This is a genomic window from Chryseobacterium sp. NG-CE01 (genome assembly GCF_055695505.1).
Window position 1 is genome coordinate 1,686,033 of sequence record NZ_CM146369.1, and the last position, 23,223, is coordinate 1,709,255.

Below are 23,223 nucleotides of genomic sequence, written 5' to 3' on the forward strand. Positions count from 1 at the left end.
ATAATTGCCAATGTTTTCGCAGTTAAAGGATATCGTATGTGACCAATCAGTGTTTTAAGTCAAAATTCATTAAATCAATTCGTTATAAATAATTCCAAACCAAATTTAATTTTTTTTTAAGCATTCTTTAAGAGCATTTTAATAGCATAAAGGCAACTTTGTAGCATAAAATAATAAAATGAACAAAATTGCAGGGCTGTTGATTGTTGCCTCCTCACTCATGGCAGCACAACAGCAAATGTCACTTTCGGATTGCGAAGAAGCTTTTCAGAGGAACAATTTACAACTGCTCGCCGAACAGTACAACATTAACATAGCCGACGCAGATATTTTGCAGGCTAAAATCTGGGAGCTGCCGCAGCTAAGCGGACAAATCAATGCTTATAATCCTGAAGACCGGAGAGTTTTTGATGTCGGTCGTGCAAAAGGAGCAGAAATCACCCAGCTTATTTATATGGGCGGGAAAAAGAAAAATGAAATTGCCTTTGCGAAATCAAATAAGGAACTGGCTCAGCTTCAGTTTTCGCAATTGCTTGTCGATCTCAGGACACAGCTTCACACAACATATTATAATCTTTATTACGAAAGACTTAAACTTGAAAACACCAAAAGACAGCTTGGCTATATGAGTGATCTCCTTGCTGCTTATAAAGCACAGTCTGCAAAAGGAAACGTGTCGCTTAAAGACGAAGTAAGGCTTCAAAGTATTGTTATCCAGCTGAATAACGATAAAATGGCTATTAATAAAAATATTCTTGAATTTGAACAAAACCTTAAAGTTTTAACAGGAATCACAGACGATATAGAACCTAAACTTTCTGATTCAGAAGCTAAAGATATTCTTACAGCACAACCTTTCGGGGATGAAACAGAATTACAGAAAAAAGCGGTTGATAACAATGCCGATTATCAATATAATCTGAAATTAATCGACAACAGCAAGCTATATGCTCAATGGCAAAAATCTCTGAATATTCCCGACCTTAATCTGGGAGCGGGCTGGGACCAGAACGGAGGAACTTTTAAAAATGAGGTGAATCTTGTGATAGGTATTCCGCTGCCTTTATGGAAATCCAACAGGGGAAATGTTGAAAAAGCAAACTTTGCGATACAGCAAAACCAAAAAAATGCAGATTTTCAAAAGCTTAACCTTGAAACTAGAGTGCAGTCCGCCTATAAAACCTGGAAAATGCAATACGATCAGCTTTCCCAGATAAAATCCGAAGATCTTAGTAACATGGAGCTCGTTTACAACGGTATGCTGGCCAACTTTCGGAAAGGAAATATAAGCCTCATCGAATTTGTAGATTTTATGGATAGCTACAGAGAAACCGCGCTTCAGATCTATGATATGAAAAACGGAATCATGCAATCTGCAGAACAATTAAATCAACTCGTACAAACAAAAATTTTCTATTAAACATGAAAACATATATTATTCCCTTATTCATTGCAGTCTTACTTTTTTCTTGTTCAAAAAAACAAGAAGCACAACAGACTCAGGCAAAAAAAGGTTTTGAACTGAGCAATACCATGCTTCATTCCATTTCTCTTGCAAAAGTTGAAAAAAAATATATTGAAGATGATTATAACTTCTACGGTAAGATTTCTGCAGATAAAAACAGTTATATCGATGTATATCCGTTAGTTGGAGGAAATGTTTTGAGTGTAAATGTTGAACTGGGAGATTACGTAAGAAAAGGGCAGGTACTGGCAACTATAAGGAGCACTGAAATGGCTGAAGTTCAGAAAGATGTAAGCGATGCAAGAACAGACCTCGTAGTAGCGCAAAACAATCTCCGGGTAGCAAAAGAAATGTATGAAGGAAAGCTGAATACCGAAAGAGATGTTTTGGAAGCAAAAAGCGAATTGCAGAAAGCCCAGGACCAAATGCAACGGGCAAATGCCGTAAGCACGGTATACAATGTGAAAAAAGGAAATATTTACAGTGTCTTAGCACCGATCAGCGGATATATTGTTCAGAAAAATATCAATAAAGATATGCAGCTGAGAAGCGACAGAAGCGAAAACATCTTCGATGTCGCCAATACAACCAATGTATGGGCCATTATGAATGTTAATGAATCCGATATTGATAAAATCAGTCTCGGCATGAAAGCCCAGGTTTCCACTTTATCATATCCGGATAAAGTCTTTGACGGGAAAATCGACAAGATTTTTAAAATCATCGATCCCGAAACCAATGCCATGCAGGCCAGGGTAGTACTCGATAACCAAAGCGGGCTTCTGATCCCTGACAGCAAGGCCATTATTAAAGTATACAGCTCTGAAAATGCGACAGCACTTACTGTTCCGTCCAAAGCGGTAATTTTTGATGATAACAGAAGTTTTGTAATCATCTATAAATCAAGAACAGATGTAAAAATTCGTGAGATAAAAGTGCTGAAACAGGTCGGTGATGTTACCTATGTTTCAGAAGGACTATCAGAAGGAGAGCAGGTGGTTACCAATAATCAGTTGCTGATTTACCGCTCACTGAATAGTTGATTTATTTAAACCATTAAGACTTTTAATAATGTATAATTTAGAAGTTAAGTCTAATTAAGAAATATCTAAAGATATTATAAACATCGATTTTAAACTCGTTATGAGTCACTTAATAATTCTTAAGTCCTTAAATGTCCTTAATGGTTCAAAAATTCGGATTCTTTTTTAAGTGAAACGCCTTTTGCGAACTTAAAAACGTATAGTTTATCAAAAAAACTTTGCGCGCTTTGCGTTAAAGAAAATAATTCAACGGCTTTTTTAGGTCAAAAAAATCCATCATGAACAAATTCATTAAAAATATAATTGCCTTTTCATTAAAAAATAAAGCGTTTACCTTTATTTGGGTAGCCGTTCTGGCGGTGGCGGGATTCATCAGCTTTAAGAATATGCCCATCGAAGCCTTTCCCGATGTTACCAATACCCAGATCGTTATTATTACCCAATGGAACGGCCGAAGCGCAGAAGAAGTCGAACGTTTCGTCACCACACCTATTGAATTGGCAATGAGTCCGGTTCAGAAGAAAACCAGTGTGAGAAGTACTACCATGTTTGGGCTTTCTATTGTTAAAATTCTTTTTGACGACGGCGTAGACGATATTTTTGCCAGAAATCAGGTGAATAACCAGCTAAGAACGGTTAGTCTTCCTGATGAGGTTGATCCCGAAGTACAGCCACCATACGGACCGACCGGAGAAATCTTCAGATATACCTTACAAAGTAAAACCAAAGATTCCCGGGAATTGCTGACATTACAGAACTGGGTGATCGACCGTGCTTTAAGAGGAGTTCCCGGAGTGGCAGATATCAACGTTTTTGGAGGACAGGATAAAGTTTTTGAACTAAGTATTGATCCGAGAGCGTTGGATAAATATAATCTCACACCGCTTCAGGTCTATGATGCTGTTACCAAAAGCAATCTGAATGTTGGAGGAGATGTAATCGAAAAGAATGGTCAGGCGTACGTAGTTCGGGGAATCGGTTTGGTGAAATCGATACCGGATATAGGAAATATTACCATACAGAATGACAGTGGTAACCCGGTTTTGGTAAAGAATGTTGCCGAAGTTCACGAAAGTTCAATGCCGAGGGTCGGCCAGACAGGACTTAACCACCAGGAAGATACCGTGGAAGGAATCGTAGTGATGAGAAAAGGTGAAAATCCGCGCGACGTATTGATAGGTGTGAAGGCCAAAATTAAAGAATTAAACGAGAAAGTTCTTCCAAAAGATGTGAAGATGGTCACTTTTTACGATCGTGACAATCTGATGGATTTTACCACACACACTGTAATGCATAACCTTATCGAAGGAATTATTCTGGTAACAGTGATTGTTTTGATTTTTATGGCAGACTGGAGAACGACATTAATAGTCTCCATTATTATCCCCTTATCTTTATTGTTTGCTTTCTTATGTTTAAAACTGGCGGGAATGAGCGCCAACTTATTATCACTGGGAGCGGTCGATTTCGGAATTATCATCGACGGGGCTGTCGTCATGGTAGAAGGACTCTTTGTCATGCTCGACCACAAAGCCCATAAATACGGTAACGAAAAATTCAACAAATTAGCAAAAGCCGGCTGGATCAAACAAACCGGAACCGGACTTGGTAAAGCGATTTTCTTTTCAAAATTAATCATCATTACTTCCTTAATCCCTATTTTCTCATTTCAGAAAGTGGAAGGAAAAATGTTTTCGCCGCTGGCTTTTACTTTAGGTTTTGCCTTAATGGGGGCTTTAATCTTTACTTTAACTTTAGTTCCTGTACTTTCCCATATTTTGCTGAACAAAAACGTCAAAGAAAAAAATAATCCGTTTGTGAATTTCTGGGACCGAATTGTTTTAAAAGGATTTAATTTTACATTTAAACATAAAAAATTAAGCTTAATAGTTTCGCTGTCATTTTTAGCCGTAACCTTATTTTCAGGGAAATTTTTAGGTACAGAATTTTTACCGCAATTAAATGAAGGTTCATTATGGATCACTGCCGAGATGCCGATGAGCTCATCATTAAAAGAATCCCTGAAAACCGCCGATCTCCTCAAAAAAGATATTATGAGTTTCCCGGAAGTAACGAATGTTCTTGCGCAAACCGGAAGAAGCAACGATGGCACCGACCCGAATGGTTTCGGATTCGTACAGTTTGCCGTAAATCTAAAGCCGAAAGAAGATTGGAAAAGAAAGATTACCTACGAGGAACTCATTGAAGAGATTGATAAAAAGCTCAGAAATTATCAGGGAATTACCTTCAATTATTCCCAGCCTATTTCGGATAATGTAGCCGAAGCAGTTGCGGGGTTCAAGGCAGAAAACGGAATCAAAATCTACGGCGATAATCTTCAGACCCTGGATGTTCTGGCTGAAAAAGTTTTAAAACAGGTTAAAGATATTGAAGGGGTAAAAGATGCCGGAATCATTAAAAATATCGGGCAGCCTGAAGTAAGTGTGGTATTGGATAGAGATAAAATGGCAGCCTACGGCGTGATGCCTGATGATGCACAGTCTGTTCTCGAAATGGCTTTCGGTGGTAAAACTGCATCGGAAATGTTTGACGGAGAGAGGAAATTCCCGATCCGCCTCCGTTATTCTCAGGAGTACAGAAAAGACGAAAATGATATTGCTGCATTAATGGTTCCTACACAGGATGGTACGAAAATTCCGCTAAAAGAGATCAGTACGATTGAAAAAGACAACGGAGCCGCATTTATTTACAGAGATGACATTAAAAGATATATCGGAATTAAATTTTCCATCCGCGACCGTGATTTGGGAGGCACTATTGCTGATGCACAGAAGGCGGTTTCTAAAATTGATATTCCGGATGGCTATTCCATAGGATGGACCGGCCAGTTCGAAAATCAACAGAGGGCTTCAAAAAGGTTGACACAGGTTGTTCCGGTCAGTATTTTGGGAATTTTCTTCCTTTTATTTATCCTTTTTGGGAACATGAAAGATTCTTTACTGGTTTTGGCAAATGTTCCTTTTGCTTTAATTGGCGGAATTATCGCGCTTCACATCACCGGAATTAATTTCGGAATTTCAGCCGGAGTAGGAATGATCGCCCTTCTGGGAATTTGTATTCAGAACGGAGTGATCCTGATCACAGAATTTCATCAGAACGTTAAAAACGGGATGGACCTGGACAGTTCATTGCTCAATGGCGTAAAATCCAGAACGCGTCCTGTAATCATGACGGCGTTAATGGCATCCATCGGATTAATGCCTGCCGCATTGTCTACAGGTATCGGTTCAGAGTCTCAAAAACCGTTGGCTATTGTGATTATCGGAGGATTAATTACCGCAACTGTTTTAACCTTGCTGATTTTTCCGATTATTTTCTGGATTTTCAACAGAACTAAAAAGTCCCAGCAGATGTAATCATTTCTTTCATTTATATTTATATTAAAAGAATCGCGGAAAACGAAGTTTTCCGCGATTCCTGCTATTGAATAATTATTATGAGTTAAAATCCTGATCTCACGGCAAATCTTCTTATTGCATGAGAAGAAATGCAGTAGATGCCCATAATTCATTTACGACAAAATGAAAGTTATGGTTTTATATTCTTATTTTTTTTAATTAAGACTTATATGATTCAGAATTAAAGAGATAGTTTATAATTTAATGAAAAGCTTCAGAAGGATTTTTTCAATTAAGAAATTTGTGTAAATTTGCAATCTCAATACATTGAAATATAAGGTTTGTACTTCATTGGATTTGAATATTGAAACTTTTTTCAAGAAAAAGGTTTTGGTATTTAAAAATTCATTATATTTGCACACCGAAAATTTGAAAAACAATAAATAAATAATTTTAAATCATGGCAAAGGAAACGTTTAATCGTAACAAACCACACTTGAACATTGGTACTATTGGTCACGTTGACCATGGTAAAACTACTCTTACAGCTGCTATTTCTGCTGTATTAGCTAGCAAAGGTCTTGCTGAGAAAAAAGACTTCTCTGCAATTGACTCTGCTCCAGAAGAAAAAGAAAGAGGTATTACTATCAATACAGCTCACATCGAATACGAAACTGAAAAAAGACACTATGCTCACGTTGACTGTCCAGGTCACGCGGATTACGTAAAGAACATGGTAACAGGTGCTGCTCAGATGGACGGAGCTATCGTGGTATGTGCTGCGACTGACGGACCAATGCCTCAAACAAGAGAACACATTCTACTTTGCCGTCAGGTAAACGTACCAAGAATCGTTGTTTTCATGAATAAAGTTGACATGGTAGATGATGCTGAGTTATTAGAGCTTGTTGAAATGGAGCTTAGAGACTTATTATCTACTTATGAATTTGATGGTGATAACTCTCCTGTAATCCAAGGTTCTGCTCTTGGTGCACTTACTGCTGCTACTGAAGGTAACTCTGATGATAAGTGGTTTAAGTCTGTTGAGCAGTTGATGGATGCTGTTGATGAGTGGATCGAAGAGCCAATCAGAGATACAGATAAGCCATTCTTGATGCCAATCGAAGATGTATTCTCTATTACTGGTAGAGGTACTGTAGCAACTGGTAGAATCGAAGCTGGTATCATCAACACTGGTGATCCTGTAGATATCGTAGGTATGGGTGATGAAAAATTAACTTCTACAATTACAGGAGTTGAGATGTTCAGAAAAATCCTAGACAGAGGTGAAGCTGGTGATAACGTAGGTTTATTGTTGAGAGGTATTGAAAAAACTGACATCAAGAGAGGTATGGTAATCGCTAAGAAAGACTCTGTGAAGCCACACAAAAAATTCAAAGCATCAGTTTATATCCTTTCTAAAGAAGAAGGTGGACGTCATACTCCATTCCACAACAAATACCGTCCTCAGTTCTACGTAAGAACTACTGACGTTACAGGTGAGATCTTCTTACCAGAAGGTGTAGAAATGGTAATGCCTGGTGATAACTTAGAGATCACTGTAGAATTGTTACAGCCAATCGCTCTTAACGAGGGTCTTAGATTCGCGATCAGAGAAGGAGGTAGAACAGTTGGTTCAGGTCAGGTTACTGAAATCTTAGACTAATCATCTATTACAATATAAAGCTTCCGTAAGGAACTTCTTTACGGAAGCTTTTTTTAACTACGGGCATCGTCCAATGGTAGGATACCGGTCTCCAAAACCGTTGATCAGGGTTCGAATCCTTGTGCCCGTGCAAATAACAATTATGAGTTCATTTATCGATTTTTTAAAAGGTTCTTATAACGAATTCAGACATAAAGTTGAATGGCCAAAATGGTCTGATCTGCAGTCTTCTACAATTGTAGTTACGATTGCAACAGTAATTCTGGCGTTATTTACCTTTGGTGTTGATGAATTGTTTTCTAAAGCAATCAGCAACATAATAGGAATGCTTATCAACTTGTTCAATTAATAATAAAACTATTTTCCCATAATGAGCGAATTGAAATGGTATGTGCTGAAAGCAATCAGCGGACAGGAAAATAAAGTGAAAAACTATATTGAGACAGAAATCAAACGTTTAGGGTTTGAGCAGTACGTTACTCAGGTAGTTATTCCTATGGAAAAGGTTATTCAGATCAGAAACGGTAAAAAAGTTCCTAAAGAAAGACCTTACTATCCTGGATACCTGATGATTGAAGCTGATCTGATGGGAGAGATTCCTCACGTTATTAAAAACATTCCTGGAGTTATTTCTTTCTTGAGTTTAACAAAGGGAGGAGACCCTGTTCCGATGAGAAAATCTGAAGTGAACAGAATGCTAGGGAGAATGGATGAGCTTTCCGAATTTGCAAGCGATGTCGAAATTCCTTACATTGTGGGTGAAAACGTTAAAGTAATTGACGGACCATTCAATGGATTTAACGGAACGGTTGAAAAAATTCTTGAAGATAAAAAGAAAATTGAAGTTTCAGTTTTGATCTTCGGAAGAAAAACTCCAATGGAACTTAGCTATATGCAGGTAGAAAAAGTATAAATCATACTTAAAAATATTTTAAAAGCCACTTATTAAACAATAAGTGGTTTTTTTATTTAAAAATTATATAAAAATAAGAATATCAATTTGCTATTTCAAAAATATTTTATAATTTTGCAGTCCGAAAAGTAGGCTTATCTAATGTGAGAATGATAACCTGCTGAATAATAATGCTTCCAAACTCATTAATTATTCAAATTTAAAAAACAAACAATGGCTAAAAAAGTCTTTAAAATGGTAAAGCTTCAGGTGAAAGGTGGCGCAGCTAACCCTTCTCCACCAGTAGGTCCAGCTTTGGGTTCTGCAGGTGTGAACATCATGGAGTTTTGTAAGCAATTTAACGGAAGAACTCAAGATAAGCCGGGACAAGTTTTACCTGTAGTAATTACAGTATACGAAGACAAATCTTTTGAATTCGTAATTAAAACTCCTCCTGCAGCAATCCAGTTAATGGATGCGGCTAAAATCAAGGGTGGTTCCGGAGAACCAAACAGAAACAAAGTAGGTTCTGTATCTTGGGATCAGGTGAAGAAAATCGCTGAAGATAAAATGACTGACCTTAACTGCTTTACAATGGATTCTGCAGTTTCTATGGTTGCAGGTACTGCTAGATCTATGGGATTAAGAGTAACAGGAACTAAACCAACTTTTAACGCTTAATACTTAAAGAAATGGCAAAATTGACTAAAAAGCAAAAGGAAGCTTTAAGCAAAGTAGAAAAAGGAAGAATCTATAACCTTGAAGAAGGTTCAGCTCTTGTAAAAGAAGTGAACACTGCAAAGTTTGATGCTTCTGTAGATATCGCTGTAAGATTGGGTGTAGATCCAAGAAAAGCAAACCAAATGGTAAGAGGTGTAGTATCTCTTCCTCACGGAACCGGTAAGGATGTTAAAGTTTTGGCTTTGGTAACTCCGGATAAAGAAGCTGAAGCTAAAGAAGCTGGTGCTGATTATGTAGGTCTTGACGAATATTTACAAAAAATCAAAGAAGGTTGGACAGATGTTGACGTTATCGTTACCATGCCGGCTGTAATGGGTAAATTAGGACCATTAGGTAGAGTATTAGGACCAAGAGGTTTAATGCCGAACCCTAAATCAGGAACTGTAACTATGGAAATTGGTAAGGCAGTAACTGAAGTAAAAGCTGGTAAAATTGACTTTAAAGTAGACAAATACGGAATTATCCACGCTGGTATTGGCAAAGTATCTTTCGATGCTGCTAAAATCAAGGAAAATGCTCAGGAATTGATCTCTACTTTGATTAAAATGAAGCCAACTGCTGCTAAAGGTACTTATGTGAAATCTATCTATTTATCTTCTACAATGAGTCCGGGTATTGCAATCGATACTAAAGCTATTAACTAATACTAAATCCTAAGACAATGACAAAAGACCAAAAAGTTGTAGCGATACAAGAGATCAAAGATTTGCTTCAGGATGCTAAAGTAGTATATGTAGCTGATCTGGACGGTTTGAACGCTGCTAGATCTTCAGAATTCAGAAGACAGGCTTTCAAGCAAAATATCAAAGTTAAAGTGGTGAAAAATACACTTTTGCAAAAAGCAATGGAGCAGATTGACGGAGTGAACTTCTCTGAAATGTTCGAAACTTTCAAAGGAAACTCTGCATTAATGATTGCTGAAACAGCTAACGCTCCTGCAAAATTAATCAAAGACTTCAGAAAGAAAGAAGAAAAACCTGCATTGAAATCAGCTTTCGTACAGGAAACTTTCTATCTTGGTGACAATAACCTTGATACTTTAGTGAGCATCAAGTCTAGAGAAGAAATGATCGGTGAAATCATCGGATTACTTCAGTCTCCAATCCAGAGAGTTGTTTCTGCTCTTCAAAACAAATCTGAAACTACAGAAGCTCCGGCTGAAGAAGCAGCTCCTGCAGTAGAAGAAACACCGGCTTCTGAAACACCGGAAACTCCAGCTGCAGAAGGAGAAGCTCCAGCTGCTGAATAATTACACTCAAAAAATTAAATAAATAATCAACAAAAACATTACAACAATGTCAGATTTAAAAAATTTAGCTGAAACGCTAGTAAACTTAACAGTAAAAGACGTAAACGAATTAGCTGCTATCCTTAAGGATGAGTACGGAATTGAGCCAGCTGCTGCTGCAGTTGTAGTTGCAGGTGGAGGTGCTGCTGAAGCTGCTGAAGAAAAAACTGAATTCGACGTAATTCTTAAGTCTGCAGGTGCTTCTAAATTAGCGATCGTTAAATTGGTAAAAGATTTAACTGGTGCTGGTCTTAAAGAAGCTAAAGATATCGTAGATGGTGCTCCTGCTCCAATCAAAACTGGTATCTCTAAAGACGAAGCTGAAGCTCTTAAGAAGCAATTAGAAGAAGCTGGTGCTGAAGTAGAATTGAAATAATTTCAATTATCTATAAAATATAAAGCCTGGACATTTGTCCGGGCTTTTTTTGTTAAGAAGCTAAATCCCGCTATCCGCACTCGCTATTTTTTTTGGTTTCAGCGCGGCGGCGAAGCCGCCGCGCTGAAACCAAAAAAATGAGCTCAAACAAATGCTCCTATGGTAAGTTTGTATTAAGAAATATAGATTACTATTTTAGTTAAAAATAATAACAAAGAGAAAAGCAGCAGGATAAAGGTAAACGCTCAATTGATACTCCGATATCGCCCCTGATTTTATTCCCCTGCTGCTGTTTTCTTCCAAATCCGGATAGAACGTTGTTTTCGGTAAACTTTTACCATGGTGGATCAGAAGAAAACCTCTTTATAAAAAGATTGACGATGACAAAATTATCAAAAAAAGTGATTGGTGTGGATGTAGGAGCGAAGTTTTTAACTGTGAGCTTCAATGACAACAATAATCAGGACCAGGTGCAAAACATTGAAAACAGCCAGCGTTCGATTTTATCTTTTTTAAACAAATTTTCAACAGATGATTATTGCTGTGTTATCGAAGCTACGGGTAATTACAGCAGCAGAGTGCTTCATCTTTCTTTGGGTAAAGGCTTTGAGACGAGCCTGATTAATTGCATGTCGGTAAAGCACTTTGCCAGGATGAAGAATATTATCACTAAAACGGATTCTGAAGATGCTCGGCTCATAAGGCATTACGGGGAGATGTTTAGCCCTGAATGTTATCAACCCAAAAATATTGAGATTGAACATCTTGATCAGGAACTCAAATTGCTGAACGATTTGGAAGAAGAGAAACGCAGGTATAGTGTTAAACTTAAAGCTCTTCGCTTTCATCCTCACCTGAATCCCAATACAGAGAAGCATTATGAAAAAAGGCTTAAACAATTGGAAAAAGAGATCAGGGAGGTTGAACTACGTCTTCCTAAACTTCAGGATGATGAATTTAAGGAAGTAAAAGATTTAATACAAAGTGTCTCGGGAATCGGTGAGAAAACAACGCTTCAGTTAATGGCTGCCACTTCCGGTTTTAAGAATTTTGATTCTGCCAAATCATTGGTTAAATACTTTGGCTTGGCACCCCGGATTTACCAGTCCGGCAGGAAATCTTATTCACCGGGTAAATGCAGAACTTCTAAACCCCATATCCGCAGCCTTCTTTATGTTTGTTCTTGGACAGCAATAAAGCATAATGTACCTTGTAAAGAGCTTTACCTTCGTTTACTAGGAAAAGGGAAGCCCAAGAAATTAGCCTTAATTGCTGTTTGCAACAAGCTTCTAAGAATCTGTTTTGGTGTGGTGAAAAACAAAATGGCTTATCAAGCAGATTATCAAAAGAACTTGAAAATTTTAACTTAAATAATTTGCATATGAACATAGAACATCGGGGCTATGATGTTAGGACTGGTGGCTTCGGAGCCTCAGCCACCATATGAATAAAAGTTTTTTTCTATCAATATGAGATTGATTTTTACAGATGAGAATTTTTCTTTAAAGTATACTAGGAAATTTCAGGAATTTTTGACTAGCTTTTAAACAAGCATTCCGAATAAGTATAATCAATATTAAATTATTCAATAAAGTTGTAAATGTGGATAACTTTTCGTAAATTTGCAGTCTCTTTTGGCGCGAAAAATTGTTTATAATTCTATAAAATACTGTGAATCAACTCTTTCATTATATGAAAGGGCTTTGTTGTATATAGATATTATGGCCATTCTGCCTCAAAAGTAATAAAAATATTTTGCATTACGCTGTGAAAAGATATACCAGTGTTGCAGTTAGAAAGAGCCAAGTGCAAAGTTAAAGAATTCAAGGTCCTTCGTGAGCGCCAAAACACTTTTACCTTATTTTTTCTTTTCTTGTTCTTTTCTGATATTTTTTAATGAATCAAAATATTTTTTAACCCTTTCTTAAAAGTTTTATGAGTAAAACAACAGCAACAACTAAGGGAACGCCGAGAATTAATTTCTCATCAGCAAAAGGAAAAATTATCACTCCTGACTTCCTGGATATCCAGATCGAGTCTTTTAAAGAGTTTTTCCAGCTTGATACGCTTCCTGAAGACAGAACGAATGAAGGTCTTTACAAGACTTTTCAGGAAAACTTCCCGATTACGGATTCCAGAAACCAATTTGTGTTGGAATTCCTTGATTATCTGGTAGATTCTCCGCGTTATTCAATCGATGAGTGTGTGGAAAGAGGATTGACATATTCTGTCCCTCTTAAAGCAAGGCTTAAATTGTATTGTACAGACCCTGAGCACGAAGATTTCCAAACCGTAGTTCAGGATGTATACTTAGGTCCGGTTCCTTATATGACGCCTAGTGGATCTTTCATCATCAATGGTGCTGAAAGAGTTATCGTTACCCAGTTACACCGTTCACCAGGTGTATTCTTCGGGCAGACATACCACGCAAACGGAACCAAATTATACTATTCAAGAATTATCCCTTTCAAAGGATCTTGGATGGAATTTACAACCGATATCAACAGCGTAATGTACGCGTATATCGACCGTAAGAAAAAATTACCGTTAACAACTTTGTTAAGAGCAATTGGTTACGAATCTGATAAAGATATCCTTCAGATCTTTGACCTTGCCGAAGAAGTTAAAGTTTCTAAAGCTGCCCTTAAAAAAGTAGAAGGAAGAACATTAGCTGCGAGAGTTTTGAACACTTGGTTTGAAGATTTCGTAGACGAAGATACAGGTGAAGTAGTTTCTATTGAAAGAAACGAAATTATCCTGGATAGAGAAACAATTCTTGAAAAGGAACATTTAGATCTTATTCTTGATGCTGGTGTGAAGTCTATTTTGATCCACAAAGAAAACAGCAATGAATTCTCTATCATCCAGAATACACTACAAAAAGACCCTACCAACTCTGAAAAAGAAGCGGTAGAATATATCTACCGTCAGTTAAGAAACGCAGATCCACCAGATGAGGAAACAGCAAGAGGAATCATTGAAAAATTATTCTTCTCTGAGCAAAGATATTCTCTTGGTGAAGTTGGACGTTACAGACTGAACAAAAAATTAAGTCTAAACATTCCTACAACAACTGAGGTTCTTACAAAAGAAGATATCATTGCAATTGTAAGACACCTGATCGAATTGGTAAACTCAAAAACTGATGTTGATGATATCGATCACTTATCAAATAGAAGAATCAAAACTGTTGGTGAGCAATTGGCAGGACAGTTCGGGGTAGGTCTTTCAAGAATTGCGAGAACAATCAAGGAAAGAATGAACGTTAGAGATAACGAAATCTTTACACCGCTTGATCTTGTTAATGCGAAAACGTTAACATCTGTAATCAACTCATTCTTTGGTACCAACCAGCTTTCTCAGTTTATGGACCAGACCAACCCGCTTTCAGAAATCACGCACAAGCGTAGACTTTCTGCACTAGGACCTGGAGGTTTATCAAGAGAAAGAGCAGGTTTCGAGGTTCGAGACGTTCACCATACCCACTACGGAAGAATTTGTCCGATTGAAACTCCGGAAGGACCAAACATCGGTTTGATTTCATCTTTAGGTATTTATGCTAAGATTAACAGACTTGGTTTCATCGAAACTCCGTACAGAAAAGTAGCAGACAGCAAGATTGATCTTAATGCTGATCCTATCTACTTAAATGCTGAGGATGAAGAAGATAAAGTGATTGCTCAGGCAAACGTTGAATTGAGTGATAATGGTGACTTCTTAACAGACAGAATTATTGCAAGATTGGATGGTGACTATCCGGTAGTGGAACCTTCTCAGGTTAATCTTATCGATGTAGCGCCAAACCAGATTTCCGGTATTTCAGCTTCGTTAATTCCGTTCCTTGAGCATGATGATGCAAACCGTGCATTGATGGGATCCAACATGATGCGTCAGGCAGTTCCTTTATTGAAGCCACAGGCTCCGGTAGTGGGTACAGGTCTTGAACAGCAGGTAGCAAGAGATTCAAGAATTTTGATTAACGCTGAAGGCACAGGTACGGTAGAGTATGTGGATGCCGACAGAATCGTTATTAAATATGAAAGAAGCGAAGACGAAGATTTAGTACAATTTGAGTCTGCTACGAAAACATATAACTTAACTAAGTTCAGAAAAACCAACCAGAGTACAACCATTACCCTAAGACCAAACGTAAGAGTGGGTGATGTAGTGGAAAAAGGACAGGTACTTTGCGACGGTTATGCTACTGAAAAAGGAGAATTGGCTCTTGGTAGAAACTTAGTGGTTGCGTTCATGCCTTGGAAAGGATACAACTTCGAGGATGCGATCGTAATCAATGAAAAAGTGGTTCGTGAAGACTGGTTTACTTCAATTCACGTAGATGAATATTCTCTTGAAGTTCGTGATACCAAATTAGGTATGGAAGAATTGACAGCAGATATTCCAAACGTTTCTGAAGAAGCTACTAAAGATCTTGACGAGAACGGTATGATCAGAATCGGTGCTGAAGTGAAGCCTGGAGATATTATGATTGGTAAAATCACTCCAAAAGGTGAATCTGACCCAACGCCTGAAGAAAAACTTCTTAGAGCGATCTTCGGTGACAAAGCCGGTGATGTGAAAGATGCTTCATTGAAAGCAGACTCATCATTACGAGGTGTTGTTATCGACAAGAAATTGTTCTCTAGAAATATTAAAGACAAAAAGAAAAGAACTGAAGAAAAACTTAAGCTTGAAGAAATTGAAAACACTTACAAGGCTAAGTTTGATGATTTGAGAAACACTTTAATTGAAAAATTAAATACCCTGGTAAGCGGTAAAACTTCTCAAGGGGTTAAAAATGACCTTGATGAGGAAATTATCGGTAAAGGGGTGAAGTTCACTCACAAATTATTGACTTCAGTTGAAGATTATGTAAACGTTAGCGGTTCAGACTGGACTGTTGATAACGATAAAAATGAATTAATCAAGCAATTAATTCATAATTATAAAATCAAGTACAACGATATTCAAGGAGTTAAAAACCGTGAGAAATTTGCAATTTCAATCGGAGACGAGCTTCCTGCAGGTATCATGAAGTTGGCTAAAGTTTACATCGCTAAGAAACGTAAACTCAATGTTGGAGATAAAATGGCAGGACGTCACGGTAACAAAGGTATCGTTTCGAGAATCGTTCGTGAAGAAGATATGCCATTCCTTGAAGACGGAACACCGGTAGATATCGTACTGAATCCACTTGGGGTACCTTCTCGTATGAACATCGGTCAGATCTATGAAACAGTTCTTGGATGGGCTGGTCAGAAATTAGGATTGAAGTTCGCGACACCGATCTTCGACGGAGCAAGTCTTGATCAGATTACTGAATATACTGAGAAAGCAGGTCTTCCAAAATTCGGTCACACGTATCTTTATGATGGTGGTACCGGAGAAAGATTTACTCAGGCTGCAACAGTAGGGGTAATCTACATGTTGAAACTAGGTCACATGGTTGATGATAAAATGCACGCACGTTCTATCGGTCCATACTCATTGATTACTCAGCAGCCGTTAGGAGGTAAAGCTCAGTTCGGAGGTCAGAGATTCGGGGAGATGGAGGTTTGGGCTCTTGAAGCATTCGGAGCATCAAATATCCTTAGAGAGATCCTTACCGTGAAGTCGGATGACGTGATTGGTAGAGCGAAGACTTATGAAGCCATTGCAAAAGGTGAATCCATGCCTGAACCAGGTATTCCGGAATCATTCAATGTATTGCTTCACGAGTTGCAAGGTCTTGGATTAGACGTAAGATTGGAGGAGTAATTATTAATTTTTGTTAATTAATAATGTTCAATAGCGGCGGGCTTTAGCCCGTCCATATAAATAAAATTGACAATTTGGCTTTAGCCTAAATTTAATTTAAATGGTTTTGATTTTAAAGGGACATTACCTGAAACTTTAAACACTGAACCTTAAACCAAAAAAATTATGTCAAATAAAAATAAATCAAGTAGATTTAATAAAATAACCATCGGTTTAGCTTCTCCGGAATCGATTCTTCAGGAATCAAGAGGGGAGGTTCTTAAGCCGGAAACTATTAACTACAGAACGCATAAACCTGAAAGAGACGGTTTGTTCTGTGAAAAAATCTTCGGTCCTGTAAAGGATTACGAATGTGCTTGTGGTAAGTACAAGAGAATTCGTTACAAAGGGATCGTGTGTGACCGTTGTGGAGTAGAAGTTACAGAGAAAAAAGTACGTAGAGAAAGAATCGGGCATATCAACCTTGTTGTTCCAATTGCGCACATCTGGTATTTCCGTTCTTTACCCAACAAAATCGGTTACCTTTTAGGAATTCCTTCTAAGAAATTGGATATGATCATCTATTACGAAAGATATGTGGTGATTCAACAGGGTATTGCTAAAAAGTTAGACGGTTCCGATTTCGAAAATATGGAGTTCTTAACTGAAGAAGAGTACCTTGATATCATGGAAACTCTTCCAATCGAGAACCAGTATCTTGATGATTCCGATCCGAACAAATTCATCGCTAAAATGGGTGCTGAAGCGGTTGAGGAATTATTAAAAAGAATCGACCTTGATGCATTATCTTTCGACCTGAGACACAAAGCGCACAATGAAGGTTCAAAACAAAGAAGAACTGAAGCTCTTAAAAGATTGAACGTTGTAGAAGCATTGAGAGGTGCTAATACAAGAATGATCAACAAGCCTGAGTGGATGATCATGCGTGTGCTTCCAGTTATCCCGCCGGAATTAAGACCATTGGTTCCGTTGGATGGTGGACGTTTCGCTACTTCCGATTTGAATGACCTTTACAGAAGAGTTATTATCAGAAATAACCGTTTGAAGAGATTATTGGAGATCAAAGCTCCGGAAGTAATCTTAAGAAACGAGAAGCGTATGCTTCAGGAATCAGTAGATTCATTATTCGATAATACAAGAAAATCTTCAGCTGTAAAATCTGAATCAAACAGACCATTGAAATCACTTTCAGATTCATTGAAAGGTAAGCAGGGTCGTTTCCGTCAGAACTTATTAGGAAAAAGGGTAGATTACTCTGCGCGTTCGGTAATTGTTGTAGGTCCAAACTTACAACTTCACGAGTGTGGTATCCCTAAAGATATGGCTGCTGAGCTTTACAAACCATTCATCATCAGAAAACTGATTGAAAGAGGAATTGTAAAAACAGTAAAATCTGCAAAGAGAATCATCGACAGAAAAGAGCCTGTTGTATACGATATACTTGAAAACGTGATGAAAGGTCACCCGGTACTATTGAACAGGGCACCTACGCTTCACAGACTGGGTATTCAGGCATTCCAGCCTAAAATGATTGAAGGTAAAGCGATTCAGCTGCACCCGTTGGTAACAACGGCATTCAACGCCGATTTCGATGGTGACCAGATGGCGGTACATTTACCGTTAGGTCCTGAAGCAATCCTTGAAGCTCAGTTATTAATGCTAGGTTCTCAGAACATCTTGAACCCGGCAAACGGTTCTCCGATTACGGTACCTTCTCAGGACATGGTTCTTGGTCTTTATTTCATGACTAAAGAATTAAGCTCTACAGAAGATATGAAAGTGAAGGGTGAAGGTCTTGCATTCTATTCTCCTGAGGAAGCGGAAATCGCTTATGCAGAAGGAAGAGTATCTTTAAATGCTAAAGTAAGATGTAGACTGCCAATCAAAGAAAACGGAGAAATCGTTACAAGACTTATCGAAACTTCTGTAGGTAGAATTTTGTTCAACCAGATCGTGCCTAAGCAGGTAGGATATATTAATGAACTTCTTACGAAGAAATCATTAAGAAACGTTATCGGTAAGATCCTTGCTGATACGGATTTCCCTACAACCGTGAAGTTCCTTGATGCCATGAAAGACTTAGGGTATTCAAACGCATTCAAAGGAGGCCTTTCATTCTCATTAGGAGACATCGTGGTTCCTGTTGAGAAAAAACAGATGATTGCACAATCTATCGAAACTGTAGACGAAATCAGAGCCAACTATAACATGGGTCTTATTACCGATACAGAACGTTATAACCAGGTAATCGACGTTTGGACAAATACCAACGCCGGATTGACTGAAATGATCATGAGCAGAATGAAAGTTGATCAGGGTGGTTTCAACTCTGTATACATGATGCTTGACTCCGGAGCGAGGGGTTCTAAGGAACAGATCCGTCAGTTATCAGGGATGAGAGGTTTGATGGCAAAACCGCAGAAAGCCGGTTCTACCGGAGCGGAGATCATTGAAAACCCGATTCTTGCAAACTTTAAAGAAGGTCTTTCCATCCTAGAATACTTTATCTCTACCCACGGTGCCCGTAAAGGTCTTGCGGATACCGCTCTTAAGACTGCCGATGCAGGTTACTTAACGAGAAGATTGGTAGACGTTGCACAGGATGTTATCGTTACAGAAGACGACTGTGGAACTTTAAGAGGTACAGAAGTTACTGCACTTAAGAAAAATGACGAGATCGTTGAAAGAATCTCTGAAAGAATCTTAGGTAGAGTTTCTTTACATAATATTTATGATCCGGAATCAGACGAATTAATCACTGAGGCAGATCAGGTAATCTCTGAAGCTTTAGCTAAGAGAATAGAAGAAGCAGGATTAGAAGCTGTGGAAGTTCGTTCACCATTAACTTGTGAGGCTAAGAAAGGGATCTGTGCAAAATGTTACGGTAGAAACCTAGCAACAGGTAAGATGATCCACATGGGTGAAGCGGTTGGTGTAATTGCAGCACAATCCATCGGGGAACCGGGAACTCAGCTTACGTTAAGAACCTTCCACCAGGGGGGGACTGCAGGAAACGTATCAGAGAATCCTTCCATCGTTGCAAGAAGAGACGGTATCGTTGAAATGGATGAAGTAAGAACCATTACTTCTGAAGACGAAAACGGTAATACTGCTGAAGTTGTGGTTTCCCGTTCAACGGAATTCAGATTGGTTGCTGATAATGAGTCCAGAACTCCATTAATGGTTGCCAACGTACCTTACGGTTCCATATTATCAGTAAAACCTGGTGATAAAGTGAAAAAAGGAGACGTAATCTGTAGATGGGATCCGTATAACGCCGTTATTATTGCAGAAACTGCAGGTAAGGTTGAATACGAAGATATCATCCAAGGGGTTTCATTCCAGTTGGAAATTGACGAACAGACAGGATTTGAAGAGAAAGTAATCTCCGAATCAAGAAATAAGAAAGCCGTACCTACGCTGAAAGTGGTAGATTCTAAAGGAGTTGAGCAGAAAGCATACAACTTACCGGTAGGAGCCCACTTAATGGTAAACGATGGTGAAAAAATTAAGGCGGGTAAAGTCTTAATCAAAATCCCGAGAAAATCTGCAAAAGCCGGGGATATCACCGGAGGTCTTCCGAGAGTTACCGAATTATTCGAAGCAAGAAACCCTTCAAACCCAGCGGTGGTTACAGAAATCGACGGGGTAGTTTCTTACGGAAAAATTAAGAGAGGTAACCGTGAATTGATCGTTGAAGCTAAAACTGGTGAAAGAAAAATTTATTTGGTTAAATTATCCAACCAGATCCTGGTACAGGAGAATGACTTCGTAAGAGCTGGCTCGCCACTTTCTGACGGATCAATCACACCGGACGATATCTTAAGAATCAAAGGTCCAACAGCTGTTCAGGAATACTTAGTAAATGAAATTCAGGAAGTTTACCGTTTACAAGGGGTAAAAATCGACGACAAGCATTTCGAAATCATTGTAAGACAGATGATGACGAAAGTATCCATCGTTGATGGAGGTGATACTCAGTTCCTTGAAGGAGCTCTTGAACACAAATACGATTTCTTGGAAGAGAACAACAGAGTATTTGGCCTTAAAGTAGTTACTGAAGCGGGAGATTCCAAAATCTTCAAACCGGGACAGATGATTACGGCAAGAGAATTAAGAGATGAAAACTCTAAGTTGAAGCGTGAAGATCAGGCTTTAGTAGAAGTAAGAGATGCTTTACCTGCTACAGCAACACCTGTATTGCAGGGAATTACAAGAGCAGCGCTTCAGACGAAATCTTTCATGTCTGCAGCATCATTCCAGGAAACGACAAAGGTTCTTAACGAAGCTGCTGTTGCCGGGAAAGTAGACTATCTTGGTGGTCTTAAAGAAAATGTAATTGTAGGACACAGAATTCCTGCAGGTACAGGTCTTAAAGAATACCAGAATGTAATCGTTGGTTCTAAGAAAGAATTCGAAGATCTAAACTAAAATTCATAATTTGAAATTTGAGGTTTGAAATTATTTTTATACTTTCACAATCTCAAATTTCGAATTTTTTAAAATATAATTTATAACAAATGGACAACAATCAAAACCCACAAGACGGAAACATCAACATCGAATTAAACGAAATGGTAGCGGCTGGTATCTATGCTAATTTAGCTTTGGTAAACCATTCTCCATCTGAGTTTGTAGTAGATTTCATCCAGTTAATGCCGGGTGTACAGCAGGCGAAAGTAAGATCAAGAGTGATTCTTGCTCCGCTTCACGCAAAAAGAGTACTTTCTGCACTTCAACAGAATATTGCTAACTACGAGCAGCAATTCGGAGAGATCAAAGAAGTTGAACCTTTCGTATTAGGAGGAAACAACGTAAACGCTTAAGATTACTCATCTTCATAAAAGAAATGCTCCATTTTTATGGGGCATTTTTTTGTGGTTCCATGAGATTTTTATAAATCTTGGTTTTATATTTAAAAATAAAGTCTGTTTATTATAAATTTTAGGAATAGATTAAAAATATAGCATACGGAATACTCAATTTTATATCTTTGTGTGAGAATATGATAAGGATATGATAAACAATCAATTTATTCTCAATAAATTTGGCTTCTTAGGTGCGGAATTTTTAACTGAACTTGAAAAAAATGCAGTTATTACTGAAGTTAAATCAAAATCTGAAATCATCCGTGAAGGACAGAAAAATAAATTCGTTCCTTTTTTAATTAAAGGATGCATCAGGGTTTTTACCTTAAATGACGGCCGCGAACTTATTTATTATTATATCAGGGCCAATGACAGCTGTCTTATGACGTTCTCGTCCATTTTCACGGACTACATAAGCCGGGTTTATGCAGTAGCCGAGGAAGACTCGGAAGTCCTGCTCATTCCTGTGTCGGTTGTTCATGAATGGCTGATACAATTTCCTGAGATCAACAGGCTTTTTTACCATGAATACGATAAAAGATTTTCGGACGTTATGAATATGGTGAATGATGCCGTTTTCCACCGTCTGGACAAGAGAGTGCTGAATTATATCAGGCAACAGATTTCGCTTACCGGAAACAATCCTGTTAAGCTTACGCACAGAGAAATCGCCAGTAATCTGGGGACCTCCCGGGAAGTCGTAAGCCGCGTGCTGAAAAAAATTGAAAATGAGGGCGAAATTTCCCAGACAAAAGAAGGAATACAAGTTATTGTGAATGAAAATGTTATACAGGGTTAATAAATTATATATAGCTGATTGAACAATTCAATTGATAAAAACAATCCTATCGGTGACTTTTATCACCTAATTTTGAGAAGATAAGTATATAAGTTTGTCATATTAATTATAATATAAACTGTATGACAAAAACCCTACTTTTTTTGTCAGTATTTGTTTCAGGTTTCGCCTTTGCACAGGAAGATCTGCTAAAAGATATTGACACCATTCAAACAAAAAACACAGATAATTCCCAGCCAGCCTTTAAAGCGTTACAGATTGTTACGGGACAATCTACAAAACTTCCTGCCAAAAAGGAATGGTATATTGTTGTAGCACACCGTTTCGGAGATGTAAGTAAAGGATTTAAAGATTTTTTCGGGCTGGATGACGCCTCTACCAAACTGGGTGTAATTTATGGAGCTACAGACTGGCTTTCATTAAATTTATCCAGAGAAACCAATCAAAAAACCTTTGAAGGCGGAGCAAAATATAGATTAGTAAAGCAAAATGATAACTTCCCCGTTGACATTGTGGGATATAATGTGATGGCTGTAAATACGGATCTGAGTACGGATAATTATCCGCATCTTAAGTTCGGAGACAGGCTTTCCTATCTCACCCAAGCTTTAATTTCCAGAAGGTTTAATGATAACTTTTCTTTACAGCTTACCCCGTCTTACGTTCATAAAAATCTTTATGAGCCTGCAATAGAAGATAATAATCAGTTTCTGACAGGTCTTGGAGGAAGATATAAAATATCAAAGAGAGTATCCATCAACGCAGAATATTTCGTGAACTTCGATAACCACAGTTTCTATAAAAATCCTCTTTCCGTAGGAATGGACATTGAAACAGGAGGGCATGTTTTCCAGCTGTTGTTTACCAATTCACAAATCAATTCAGATATAGGATATCTTACGAACGCTACGGGAAAGTGGGAAAAAGGACAGATTTTTTTCGGGTTTAATCTTTATAGAGTTTTTTAAT

General features: G+C 38.0%; 16 protein-coding genes and 1 tRNA gene. All 17 read left to right on the forward strand.

The genetic code is table 11. The features are described 5' to 3' along the window. Window positions 1-178 precede the first annotated feature (178 nt). A complete protein-coding gene (locus tag ACYT6F_RS08160; RefSeq protein WP_472600706.1) occupies window positions 179-1,420 on the forward strand; it encodes a TolC family protein in 1,242 nt (413 codons plus the stop codon). Window positions 1,421-1,422: 2 nt separating this feature from the next. Next, window positions 1,423-2,508 carry an efflux RND transporter periplasmic adaptor subunit gene (locus ACYT6F_RS08165; RefSeq protein ID WP_472600707.1) on the forward strand — a complete coding sequence of 362 codons (1,086 nt, stop codon included), beginning with the start codon at window positions 1,423-1,425 and terminating at the stop codon, window positions 2,506-2,508. 278 nt (window positions 2,509-2,786) lie between these two features. Further along, a complete protein-coding gene (locus ACYT6F_RS08170) occupies window positions 2,787-5,885 on the forward strand; it encodes an efflux RND transporter permease subunit (RefSeq protein ID WP_472600708.1) in 3,099 nt (1,032 codons plus the stop codon). A 442-nt stretch (window positions 5,886-6,327) separates the two neighbouring features. Then, window positions 6,328-7,533, forward strand: coding sequence for an elongation factor Tu (tuf, locus tag ACYT6F_RS08175; protein ID WP_042721320.1), 1,206 nt, complete (start codon window positions 6,328-6,330; stop codon window positions 7,531-7,533). A gap of 59 nt (window positions 7,534-7,592) precedes the next feature. Next, a tRNA-Trp gene (locus ACYT6F_RS08180) sits at window positions 7,593-7,663 on the forward strand. A 12-nt stretch (window positions 7,664-7,675) separates the two neighbouring features. Further along, complete coding sequence (gene secE / locus ACYT6F_RS08185; protein ID WP_029295580.1) at window positions 7,676-7,882, forward strand: preprotein translocase subunit SecE; 207 nt, start codon at window positions 7,676-7,678, stop codon at window positions 7,880-7,882. Window positions 7,883-7,903: 21 nt separating this feature from the next. Further along, a complete protein-coding gene (nusG, locus tag ACYT6F_RS08190) occupies window positions 7,904-8,446 on the forward strand; it encodes a transcription termination/antitermination protein NusG (RefSeq protein ID WP_047435411.1) in 543 nt (180 codons plus the stop codon). A gap of 213 nt (window positions 8,447-8,659) precedes the next feature. Next, a complete protein-coding gene (gene rplK / locus ACYT6F_RS08195) occupies window positions 8,660-9,106 on the forward strand; it encodes a 50S ribosomal protein L11 (protein ID WP_034702033.1) in 447 nt (148 codons plus the stop codon). 11 nt (window positions 9,107-9,117) lie between these two features. After that, window positions 9,118-9,810 carry a 50S ribosomal protein L1 gene (gene rplA, locus ACYT6F_RS08200; protein ID WP_169232142.1) on the forward strand — a complete coding sequence of 231 codons (693 nt, stop codon included), beginning with the start codon at window positions 9,118-9,120 and terminating at the stop codon, window positions 9,808-9,810. A 17-nt stretch (window positions 9,811-9,827) separates the two neighbouring features. Further along, complete coding sequence (gene rplJ, locus ACYT6F_RS08205) at window positions 9,828-10,415, forward strand: 50S ribosomal protein L10 (protein ID WP_472600709.1); 588 nt, start codon at window positions 9,828-9,830, stop codon at window positions 10,413-10,415. A 46-nt stretch (window positions 10,416-10,461) separates the two neighbouring features. Further along, complete coding sequence (rplL, locus tag ACYT6F_RS08210) at window positions 10,462-10,830, forward strand: 50S ribosomal protein L7/L12 (RefSeq protein ID WP_029295588.1); 369 nt, start codon at window positions 10,462-10,464, stop codon at window positions 10,828-10,830. A 380-nt stretch (window positions 10,831-11,210) separates the two neighbouring features. Further along, window positions 11,211-12,200 carry an IS110 family RNA-guided transposase gene (locus ACYT6F_RS08215; protein ID WP_472597994.1) on the forward strand — a complete coding sequence of 330 codons (990 nt, stop codon included), beginning with the start codon at window positions 11,211-11,213 and terminating at the stop codon, window positions 12,198-12,200. Between the two features lie 565 nt (window positions 12,201-12,765). Further along, window positions 12,766-16,587 carry a DNA-directed RNA polymerase subunit beta gene (gene rpoB, locus ACYT6F_RS08220; RefSeq protein WP_472600710.1) on the forward strand — a complete coding sequence of 1,274 codons (3,822 nt, stop codon included), beginning with the start codon at window positions 12,766-12,768 and terminating at the stop codon, window positions 16,585-16,587. Between the two features lie 165 nt (window positions 16,588-16,752). Beyond that, a complete protein-coding gene (gene rpoC / locus ACYT6F_RS08225) occupies window positions 16,753-21,018 on the forward strand; it encodes a DNA-directed RNA polymerase subunit beta' (RefSeq protein ID WP_472600711.1) in 4,266 nt (1,421 codons plus the stop codon). Between the two features lie 89 nt (window positions 21,019-21,107). Further along, window positions 21,108-21,413 (forward strand): DUF3467 domain-containing protein, encoded by a 306-nt coding sequence (locus ACYT6F_RS08230; RefSeq protein ID WP_029295596.1) that lies wholly within the window; start codon window positions 21,108-21,110, stop codon window positions 21,411-21,413. A gap of 190 nt (window positions 21,414-21,603) precedes the next feature. Next, window positions 21,604-22,254, forward strand: a complete 651-nt coding sequence (locus ACYT6F_RS08235; protein WP_472600712.1) for a Crp/Fnr family transcriptional regulator — start codon at window positions 21,604-21,606, stop codon at window positions 22,252-22,254. 122 nt (window positions 22,255-22,376) lie between these two features. Beyond that, the gene (locus tag ACYT6F_RS08240) at window positions 22,377-23,222 is read left to right on the forward strand and encodes a DUF5777 family beta-barrel protein (protein WP_472600713.1); all 846 of its coding nucleotides are present in this window, start codon (window positions 22,377-22,379) and stop codon (window positions 23,220-23,222) included. Window position 23,223: the final 1 nt, after the last annotated feature.

What these genes read in the sequence shown, in the direction of transcription:
- rpoC (WP_472600711.1), top strand. Translation starts at nt 16,753, where the DNA reads ATGTCAAATAAAAATAAATCAAGTAGATTTAATAAAATAACCATCGGT.
- tuf (WP_042721320.1), top strand. Translation starts at nt 6,328, where the DNA reads ATGGCAAAGGAAACGTTTAATCGTAACAAACCACACTTGAACATTGGT.
- ACYT6F_RS08240 (WP_472600713.1), top strand. Translation starts at nt 22,377, where the DNA reads ATGACAAAAACCCTACTTTTTTTGTCAGTATTTGTTTCAGGTTTCGCC.
- ACYT6F_RS08165 (WP_472600707.1), top strand. Translation starts at nt 1,423, where the DNA reads ATGAAAACATATATTATTCCCTTATTCATTGCAGTCTTACTTTTTTCT.
- rplL (WP_029295588.1), top strand. Translation starts at nt 10,462, where the DNA reads ATGTCAGATTTAAAAAATTTAGCTGAAACGCTAGTAAACTTAACAGTA.
- rplJ (WP_472600709.1), top strand. Translation starts at nt 9,828, where the DNA reads ATGACAAAAGACCAAAAAGTTGTAGCGATACAAGAGATCAAAGATTTG.
- rplA (WP_169232142.1), top strand. Translation starts at nt 9,118, where the DNA reads ATGGCAAAATTGACTAAAAAGCAAAAGGAAGCTTTAAGCAAAGTAGAA.
- ACYT6F_RS08215 (WP_472597994.1), top strand. Translation starts at nt 11,211, where the DNA reads ATGACAAAATTATCAAAAAAAGTGATTGGTGTGGATGTAGGAGCGAAG.
- ACYT6F_RS08230 (WP_029295596.1), top strand. Translation starts at nt 21,108, where the DNA reads ATGGACAACAATCAAAACCCACAAGACGGAAACATCAACATCGAATTA.
- rpoB (WP_472600710.1), top strand. Translation starts at nt 12,766, where the DNA reads ATGAGTAAAACAACAGCAACAACTAAGGGAACGCCGAGAATTAATTTC.
- nusG (WP_047435411.1), top strand. Translation starts at nt 7,904, where the DNA reads ATGAGCGAATTGAAATGGTATGTGCTGAAAGCAATCAGCGGACAGGAA.
- secE (WP_029295580.1), top strand. Translation starts at nt 7,676, where the DNA reads ATGAGTTCATTTATCGATTTTTTAAAAGGTTCTTATAACGAATTCAGA.
- ACYT6F_RS08170 (WP_472600708.1), top strand. Translation starts at nt 2,787, where the DNA reads ATGAACAAATTCATTAAAAATATAATTGCCTTTTCATTAAAAAATAAA.
- rplK (WP_034702033.1), top strand. Translation starts at nt 8,660, where the DNA reads ATGGCTAAAAAAGTCTTTAAAATGGTAAAGCTTCAGGTGAAAGGTGGC.
- ACYT6F_RS08160 (WP_472600706.1), top strand. Translation starts at nt 179, where the DNA reads ATGAACAAAATTGCAGGGCTGTTGATTGTTGCCTCCTCACTCATGGCA.
- ACYT6F_RS08235 (WP_472600712.1), top strand. Translation starts at nt 21,604, where the DNA reads ATGATAAACAATCAATTTATTCTCAATAAATTTGGCTTCTTAGGTGCG.